This window comes from Variovorax sp. 10L426 (assembly GCF_056395305.1).
Window position 1 is genome coordinate 1 of record NZ_JBFTJF010000045.1, and the last position, 2,395, is coordinate 2,395.

Annotated in this window: 2 protein-coding genes; both read left to right on the forward strand. The window is 66.9% G+C overall.

Annotated elements, in window-relative coordinates; genetic code table 11:
• Nucleotides 1–869: WD40/YVTN/BNR-like repeat-containing protein (locus tag AC1DHL_RS29595; protein ID WP_478164307.1), on the forward strand; the 869-nt coding region annotated here is incomplete at its 5' end.
• On the forward strand, nucleotides 869–2,395 hold a 1,527-nt coding region (locus tag AC1DHL_RS29600; protein WP_478164308.1), incomplete at its 3' end, for an efflux RND transporter permease subunit. The genes AC1DHL_RS29595 and AC1DHL_RS29600, both read left to right, overlap by 1 nt.

Sequence of the window (2,395 nt, forward strand, 5' to 3'; positions counted from 1 at the left end):
GTCGCCATTGGACGCAGGTGCCGGTTCCGGTCAGCTCAGACCTCACTGCCGTGAGCTTTGTTGATGGCAACGTCGGCTACGCGACCGGCCATGACGGCGTGGTGCTCGGCACGCGCGACGGCGGGCAGAGCTGGACGGGCCTGCTCGACGGGCGCCGGGCCAACGCGCTGGTGCTCGAGCACATGAAGCGCCGCGTCGCCTCTTCGGATGCGACCGAACAGGACAGGAAGTTGCTCGTGGAAGCCCAGCGCAACGCMGATGCGGGCCCCGACAAGCCTTTCCTCGATCTCTGCTTTACGAGCGCCAATGAAGGCTTCGTGGTCGGCGCGTACGGGCTGATCCTGCGCACCGCCGACGGCGGCAAGACGTGGGAACCATGGTTCGATCGCGCCGACAACGCGGGGCTGCTCAATCTCTATGCGATCCGTGCCGCGCGCGGATCGATCTTCATCGCGGGCGAAGCCGGCTTGCTGCTCAAGCTGGACGCCGGCGCGCAACGTCTCACCGCAATGCCTTCACCATACAAGGGCAGCCTCTTCGGACTCTTGGCCACCCGGGCCGGCGTGCTGGCCTACGGCATGCGCGGCAACGCCTTCCTCAGCACGGACGATGGCGCCTCCTGGGCTCCCGTCAACACAGGACTGGCCGCCAGCATCGTCGGCGGCGCCGTCGCGGGGAATGGCACCGTGGCCCTGGTCGATCAGGCCGGCGCCATCGCTCTGAGCATCGACGGCGGGCTCTCCTTTAMGCGCTCACCCGMKCGCKCTCAGACRCCCCTTGCCACAGTCGCCTTCGCCAGCACCACCTCGCTCGTGGTGGGCGGCCCGCGCGGCCTGCGCACCATCGACCTGACCACCAAGGACAAGTAATGGCTATCTCTTCCGGACTGGAGCGCATGCCGGTCGTGCGCGAGCTTGCCGATTTCCCGCGGGACTCGGGCAATTGGCTCGAACGTGCGGTCTTCAATCACCGCCTGCTCGTCACGCTCGCCTGCCTGCTCGCCACCCTGGTGCTCGGTTTCTTCGCGACACGCGTATCGCTCAACGCCAGCTTCGAGAAGATGATCCCCGTCGGTCATCCCTACATTCAGAACTACCTGAACAACCGCAGCGAACTGCGCGGCATGGGCAACACCCTGCGCGTCGTGGTGGAGAACGAGAACGGCGACATCTTCGACGCCCGTTACCTCGATGCCTTGAAGCACATCAACGACGACCTGTTTCTCACGCAGGGGGTCGACCGCGCCTGGGTCAAGTCGCTGTGGACACCCGCCACGCGCTGGACCGAGGTCACGGAGGAGGGCTTCCAGGGCGGCCCCGTCATGCCCGACAACTTCGACGGCAAGGCCGCCAGCGTCGAGAAGCTGCGCACGAACGTCGCGCGCGCGGGACTGGTCGGCAGCATCGTGGCGAACGACTTCAAGTCCAGCGCCATCGTCGCGCCGCTGCTCGACAACGGCAAGGACGGGCGCCTGGACTACTGGCGCCTCTCGCGCGAGATCGAAACCCAGATCCGCGACAAGTACGAGAAGGGCGTCGCCCCCGACGGCAAGCCCTGGGGCGTGAAGGTGCATGTGATCGGCTTCGCCAAGATCATCGGCGACCTGCTCGACGGGCTGCTGCAGGTGATGCTGTACTTCGGCGCCGCCACGGTGATAGCGGCGCTGCTGCTGTACGGCTACACGCGCTGCGTGCGCAGCACGGCGATGGTGCTGGCGTGCTCGCTGGTCGCGGTGCTGTGGCAGGTGGGGCTGGTCAGGCTGGTCGGGCTGGAGCTGGACCCGTACTCGATGCTGGTCCCCTTCCTGGTCTTCGCGATCGGGGTGAGCCACGGCGCCCAGAAGATGAACGGCATCATGCAGGACATCGGCCGCGGCACGCACCGGCTGGTGGCTGCGCGCTACACCTTCCGGCGGCTGTTCCTGGCCGGTGTCACGGCGCTCATGGCCGATGCGGTCGGTTTCGCGGTGCTGATGCTGATCCCGATCCCCGTGATTCGCGAACTGGCGCTGACCGCGAGCATTGGTGTCGCGGTCCTGATCTTCACCAACCTGCTGCTGCTGCCGGTGCTGCTGTCCTATGTCGGTGTGAGCCCGGCCGCGGCCGAGCGCAGTCTGAAGGTGGAGCTGGATCAGGCCGCGGGGCGGGGAGGGCGCCTCTGGGGCTTGCTGGACAACTTCGCTGCGAAGCGCAGTTGGGCGCTCGCAGCGGTGCTGGGCTCGCTGGCGCTCGCCGTCGGGGGTTTTGCGGTGAGCCTGAAGCTGCAGGTCGGCGATCTCGATCCGGGCGCGCCGGAGTTGCGGCCCGACTCGCGCTACAACCGAGACAACGCCTTCGTCACGAAGAACTATTCGCTGTCCAGCGATCTCTTCGCCGTGATCGTGAAGACGCCGAAG